Annotated in this window: 6 protein-coding genes; 5 read left to right on the forward strand and 1 reads right to left on the reverse strand. The window is 62.8% G+C overall.

All coding sequences use genetic code 11. From position 1 onward, the window contains the following. The first annotated feature begins 101 nt into the window (after positions 1-101). Both ligA and Q4P21_RS08085 read left to right on the forward strand, forming a co-directional pair. Entirely contained in the window at positions 102-2,432 is a 2,331-nt protein-coding gene (ligA, locus tag Q4P21_RS08080) for an NAD-dependent DNA ligase LigA (RefSeq protein ID WP_303388301.1), read from the forward strand. 20 nt (positions 2,433-2,452) lie between these two features. After that, positions 2,453-3,295 (forward strand): inositol monophosphatase family protein, encoded by an 843-nt coding sequence (locus Q4P21_RS08085; RefSeq protein ID WP_303388277.1) that lies wholly within the window; start codon positions 2,453-2,455, stop codon positions 3,293-3,295. Positions 3,296-3,441: 146 nt separating this feature from the next. Here Q4P21_RS08085 and Q4P21_RS08090 read toward each other — a convergent pair whose 3' ends face one another. Next, on the reverse strand, positions 3,442-4,380 hold the full coding sequence (locus tag Q4P21_RS08090; RefSeq protein ID WP_303388278.1) for a hypothetical protein: 939 nt from the start codon (positions 4,378-4,380) through the stop codon (positions 3,442-3,444). 201 nt (positions 4,381-4,581) lie between these two features. Here Q4P21_RS08090 and Q4P21_RS08095 point away from each other — a divergent pair, with 201 nt between their 5' ends. From Q4P21_RS08095 to Q4P21_RS16335, 3 genes are all read left to right on the forward strand, one after another. Beyond that, entirely contained in the window at positions 4,582-4,797 is a 216-nt protein-coding gene (locus Q4P21_RS08095) for a hypothetical protein (protein ID WP_303388279.1), read from the forward strand. A 12-nt stretch (positions 4,798-4,809) separates the two neighbouring features. Beyond that, positions 4,810-5,358: a CoA transferase gene (locus Q4P21_RS08100; RefSeq protein WP_303388280.1), complete on the forward strand. Its 549-nt coding sequence runs from the start codon at positions 4,810-4,812 to the stop codon at positions 5,356-5,358. 13 nt (positions 5,359-5,371) lie between these two features. Further along, positions 5,372-5,691: CoA transferase (locus Q4P21_RS16335; protein WP_369598876.1), on the forward strand; the 320-nt coding region annotated here is incomplete at its 3' end.

Consider the following 5,691-nt stretch of genomic DNA (forward strand, 5'->3'; position numbering starts at 1 on the left):
CGCTAGATCCGCTCGCTGGATCCACGCAAAAAGATGCCGGTTTCCACCTTGGGGGCGGAAACCTGCATTTTTTGTTTGTGCTGGAAGCCGTGCAGGCGTTCATGGGGCAAGATAGTAGCGTGAGCTACGAGCCAGCAGAAAACCAGCCCATTCCCAACGACGCGGACCGTGAACGCTACGGCGTTCTGGTGGACTTGATCCAAAAATACCGGGCGGCCTACTACAACGATGACGCGCCCCTGGTCTCCGACGCAGAGTTTGACCTGCTGTACAGCGAGTTGGAGACGCTGGAGGCGCTGCATCCTGAACTGGTCAGCGGCGATTCCCCCACCCAGCAGGTAGGCGGGGATGTCTCGGTGGCGTTTGCCGCTGTCGAACATCTTGCGCGAATGTACTCGCTGGAGGACGTCTTCTCGCTGGAGGAGCTGGAAGCGTGGCTGCGCAAGGCTGCGGCCTCGGTGGAAAACCGGGGCGGGAAGGCTCCGCAGTGGTTGACGGAGCTGAAGATCGATGGCCTGGCCGTGAATCTGCTGTACCGCGACGGCGTACTGGTGCGGGCCGCCACGCGCGGGGACGGCACCACCGGCGAGGACATCACGCACAATGTGGCCACCATCAAGGACATTCCGCAGCACCTACACGGCAGCAATTTTCCCACCGAAGTGGAGATCCGCGGCGAGGTGTTCATCGCCTCGAAGGACTTTGCCATCCTGAATGAACACATGGTCGCTGCGGGCAAGGCACCCTTTGCGAACCCGCGGAACTCTGCTGCGGGCTCGCTGCGGCAAAAGGACCCGGCGGTAACAGCCCAGCGGCCACTGAGCATGTTTGTGCACGGCATTGGTGCGCGGGAGGGTCTGTCCACGGCGAGCCAGTCCGAAACCTATGAGCTGTTGAAGTCGTGGGGCATGCCCATCAGCCCTTACTACAAGGTGCTGGACACGCTGCCGGAGGTCATGGAGTTCATTGAGTACTTCGGTGAGCACCGCCATGATGTGGTGCACGAAATTGATGGCATTGTGGTCAAGGTGGACGACCTTGCCACCCAACGCGAACTCGGCCACACCTCACGGGTACCGCGCTGGTCCGTGGCGTACAAGTACCCGCCCGAGGAAGTGAACACGAAGCTCATCGACATTCGTGTCAACGTGGGCAGGACCGGCCGCGTCACCCCCTATGGGGTCATGGAACCTGTCAAGGTGGCCGGCTCCGTGGTGACAATGGCCACCTTGCACAACCAGGACGTGGTCAAGGCCAAGGGTGTGCTGATTGGCGACATCGTGGTGCTGCGTAAGGCAGGGGATGTGATTCCGGAAATTGTGGGGCCGGTCATGGCCTTGCGGGATCTGCAGGATCCGCCCGTACGGGCGTTCATCATGCCCACGTATTGCCCGTCGTGCGGGACCGAACTGGCCCCGGCCAAGGACGGTGACATCGACATCCGCTGCCCCAACACCCAGTCCTGTCCTGCCCAGCTCACCGAGCGGGTGGCGCATTTGGCCGGCCGCGGCGGCTTTGACATTGAATCGCTGGGCTACGAGGCCGCCATGGCGTTGACCACCGGTCCGGGCCCCGACCCTGCAGGGAACGGCGGCATCAGTGCTCCTGCCGGTCCCGGGCCTTTGACGAGTGAAGCGCAAGTCTTCAACATCGCCCAACTGGACCTGTCCGGCGTCGAGGTTTGGCGGGAGAAGCGGGCCAAGAACAAGGAAACCGGCAAGTTTGAGGGGACAGGCGAGTTTGAGCTGGTGCCCTACTTCTACAGCAAACCCACCGCCAAGAAGCCCTCGGCGCCCAAGAAGACGACCACAGATCTGTACGACGAGCTGGAAAAGGCGAAGTCGGCGCCGCTGTGGCGGGTGCTTGTGGCGCTGTCCATCAGGCATGTTGGGCCCACGGCCTCGCGCGCCCTGGCCACGCGGTACTCCAGCATGGCCGCCATCCAGGAAGCGTTGAAGGCGCCAGATGCGCGCGATCAGCTCGCCGAGGTGGACGGTGTGGGGACCATCATTGCCGAAGAGCTCATCGAGTGGTTTGGCATTGACTGGCACCAGGAAATCGTTGACTCGTGGGCGAAATCAGGTGTGCTCATGGCCGACGCCGTGGACGAATCCGCGCCGCGCACCCTTGAAGGGCTGACGATTGTGGTGACGGGAACGCTGCCCACGCTCAGCCGCGACGAGGCCAAGGAAGCGATCATCACCCGCGGCGGCAAAGCGGCAGGCTCCGTCTCCAAAAACACGTCCTACGTGGTGGCTGGCGAAGCTGCCGGCACTAAACTCGACAAGGCTGAAGCGTTGGGCATTCCCGTGCTGGATGAAGAAGCGTTCCAACGGTTGCTCACGGCAGGACCGGCGGCTTTCGCCGCGGCGGAACCTGCCGGGGAAGTAGACGACGCAGTGGAAACTGCCGTGCAAGAAACCGACTCGTAAGCTCCAAACAAAGGAAAACCATGGCCCCCGCTGCCGTCACTGTTGATGAACTGCTCGAAGTTGCCCTGCGAGCTGCTGCCGAAGGAGCCGCCGTGCTGGCTGCCCGCGACCCGGGCAGTTTTGCCGCGACGGAGAAATCCTCGGATGCGGACTGGGTTACGGCCTTCGACGTGGCTGCCGAGAATGCCGTACGTGCCGTGATCGGGGACGCCCGTCCGCATGATGTGATCACGGGCGAGGAACTGGCCCCGGAATTACCGGCCGAGCCGTCGGGGTACAGGTGGAGCATTGACCCGCTTGACGGAACCATGAACTTCATCCGCAACATCGCTTACCACTGCACGTCGGTGGCCGTGGCCGGGCCGGACGGACAATGGCTGGCCGGGGTGGTCAACGCACCTGCGCTGCGCAGGGTGTACTTTGCCACGCGCGGTGGCGGTGCGTGGTTGGATGAAACCCGCGCCGACGGAGTTCAGTCGCTGCGTGCCCTGCACGGTCCCACTGAAGTCCGCGGCGGAACGCTGCTGGCGACGGCTGTAACGAATAACGTGGCGCTCCGGCGCCGTTTGGTGTCTGAGCTGAACGGGCGCATGGATCACTTCGGGGACTTCCGCCGACTGGGCTCGGCAGCCCTTGAGTTGTGTGCCGTGGCCGAAGGAGGCGTGGACGGTTACTTGGAATACGGTCTGTTCGAGCACGACTTTGCCGCCGCAGCGCTGATTGCGGAGGAAGCGGGCGCCTGGGTACACAGGCCGGAGCTGAGTCCTGCCATCAATGGCCTGCCCAGCCGCGAAGAGGTCCTTTCAGTGTGGACGGGCGCCTGCGTGCCCGGCATGGAAGGAAACTTCGCCCCGGCGGAGTAGTTCCACGGTTTGCCCGCCGGCCCCGGGTTTCGTACTGCAGCTCCGGTGGGTGTTCGGCGCTGGCACCCGCAGGAGCTGCAGTACAGATTCGGCACCGACCCGCTGACCCGCAGGAGCTGCAGTATATTTGCCGGTCAAGGGCCAGGCTAGGGCTTTGGGTGCCATCCTTGTTGCCGAAGTGCCGTCTCAAACATTGCCACGACGTGGGATTCGCCGCGTTTCATATCGGCGTTGTAGACCTTGACCTGCACCCATCCCCGGATGCGGGTCCGCTCGTCCCGGTTGCGGTCGTGGAGTTGCTTCTCGGTAGTCTGGTGGATTTCACCTTCGTATTCGCCGCACACCTTGTATTCCTTGCAGGCCAGGTCGGGCCCAACATCGAATTCACCAGGACCCCCGGCAATCTTGCAGTTCGGCAAAAATTCAGGGAGTCCTGAACGGTGCAAGATCAATCGGAGCCGTGTTTCGGGAGGGGAGTCCACGCCAACCCGCATGAGCTCGAGCGCCCTTTTGGCCTTCACCAGTCCCGGAATATGGCGAAAGCCGCCAATATAGGCCCGCAGCTGTTCCTCGGGGATGATGGCACATTTGGGAGGTCCAAAGTGCCGGTCATGCTCACAGATCAAGTGGTCGGCTACGGCCACCAAGTCGTCGAGGCTCAGTATGGTGGCCAAATCCAGGAACGTCCTTGCCGGGCTTGTCACGGGCACTCCCTCGATCCACACGATGTCGCTGCTGGTCAGATTGATGCAATGTCCGGCCACCCCGCGCCGACGGGAATGGGCGCTGCCGGGTACGCGGGACAAGTGAAGTGTTCTGATTTCCTCGGCAAACCACGGCAGCGGCATTTCGTGGATTTGTGCTGGAGTGACATGGGAGACCCAATTGTCCAAGCCCAAGCTCGTGTACGGCCGCACCCGGTCAAGCAGTGGTTGGCCTGCTTCCTGGGGTACCCGTATCCCCCTGCTTGGAACGCTCAGGTCACTTGCCCGCATTCGGCTCACCGAGACGCCCGCCAGGAGCCCTTCGCGGTAAGTGAAGGACTGGCGGGCCAGTTTCCCGGGAAGCCTTGATCGAGCAGTCATGAAATCAGTCTGGGCCGAAAATCGAAATCCTGTCCGGAGATATCCACAGCTTGAAGTTGTCCACAGATTCGGACTCGCTGATACTGCAGCAGAGGTGGGTTCGTCGCCAACGAACAATTTCATACTGCCGCTGATGCGGGTGCTGAGCGTCAACAGCCGCATCAGCTGCAGTATGGATTCAGACAAAAGGAAAGGCTCCGGATGGCCGCGTTCCCAAGCCGGCTGCGGGTGTACCGTATTGCCATGGACGTCAGCAACGGTGCCTTCGACGTATCCGACAATGTGCAGGTGACAGGGGATGCAGCCCTTCCCTCCGCCTTCGATGTGACGGGGTTGGCGGTTGCTTCCATGGCCGAAGCCGCCACCGCAATTGCCCAACTGGCCACCCACCACGGCGCCCCATCCGCAGACATATAGATCGACCGGAATTTGGCGTCTCTTTGGTTTGGGCTCTCCTTCATCCCTGTTGGCTGGGAACTGCCGCCGGTGTGGGATGCCATTGCGGGGGACTACCGTTGCGCGGACGGTTGGATTCGGCTGCATACGAATGCGGCTCACCATCGCGCCGCCGCCCTGAAAGTCCTGGGGCTGGAAGCGGGCGCCGACCGCCTGGAGGTGGCTGGCGCCGTCGTACGTTGGAGTGGGGAAGCGCTGGAAGCGGAGGTGGTTGCCGCGAATGGTTGCGCGGCCCTCATGCGGTCGCCGGAACAGTGGCACGAACATCCGCAAGGGCGCGCCGTGGCAGCTGAACCCCTTGTCCACTGGGGTGCGGCGCGTTCCGCAGGTATGGACGACGCCGGAACCCGGGCCCGCGCAAGCCTCGCCACTGGGGCACGACCGTTGGAGGGTGTGCGGGTGTTGGATCTGACGAGGGTCATTGCCGGACCTGTCGCGACCCGGTTCCTGGCCATGTACGGAGCGGAAGTGTTGCGGATTGACCCCCCGGCTGGCAGGAGCAGGGGCTTGAGGCGTAGATGACGGTGGGCAAACACTGTGCGCACCTCGATCTGGGGGATGCGGCAGCGCTGGCCACGCTTCGTCAGTTGCTGGCCGGGGCCGATATCTTCATTCACGGCTACCGCCCGATGCCCTGGACAAGTTCGGGTTGTCGGAGGCGGTGCTGCGGAGGGACTATCCGTGGCTCATTGACATTGGGCTTGATGCTTACGGCTGGGGAGGCCCATGGGCGAATCGCCGCGGGTTTGATTCGCTGGTGCAAATGAGTTGTGGAATAGCGGAGGCGGGAAGGGAACACTTTGGGGGCGAAAAACCGTTCCCGCTTCCCGTCCAGGCACTTGACCATGCCACCGG

Source organism: Arthrobacter sp. (assembly GCF_030540645.1).
Taxonomy (GTDB): Bacteria; Actinomycetota; Actinomycetes; order Actinomycetales; family Micrococcaceae; genus Specibacter.

Bases quoted from the DNA above. Each gene is read 5' to 3' on its own strand.
- ligA (WP_303388301.1), top strand. From the start codon at position 102: ATGGGGCAAGATAGTAGCGTGAGCTACGAGCCAGCAGAAAACCAGCCC.
- Q4P21_RS08085 (WP_303388277.1), top strand. From the start codon at position 2,453: ATGGCCCCCGCTGCCGTCACTGTTGATGAACTGCTCGAAGTTGCCCTG.
- Q4P21_RS08090 (WP_303388278.1), bottom strand. From the start codon at position 4,380: ATGACTGCTCGATCAAGGCTTCCCGGGAAACTGGCCCGCCAGTCCTTC.
- Q4P21_RS08095 (WP_303388279.1), top strand. From the start codon at position 4,582: ATGGCCGCGTTCCCAAGCCGGCTGCGGGTGTACCGTATTGCCATGGAC.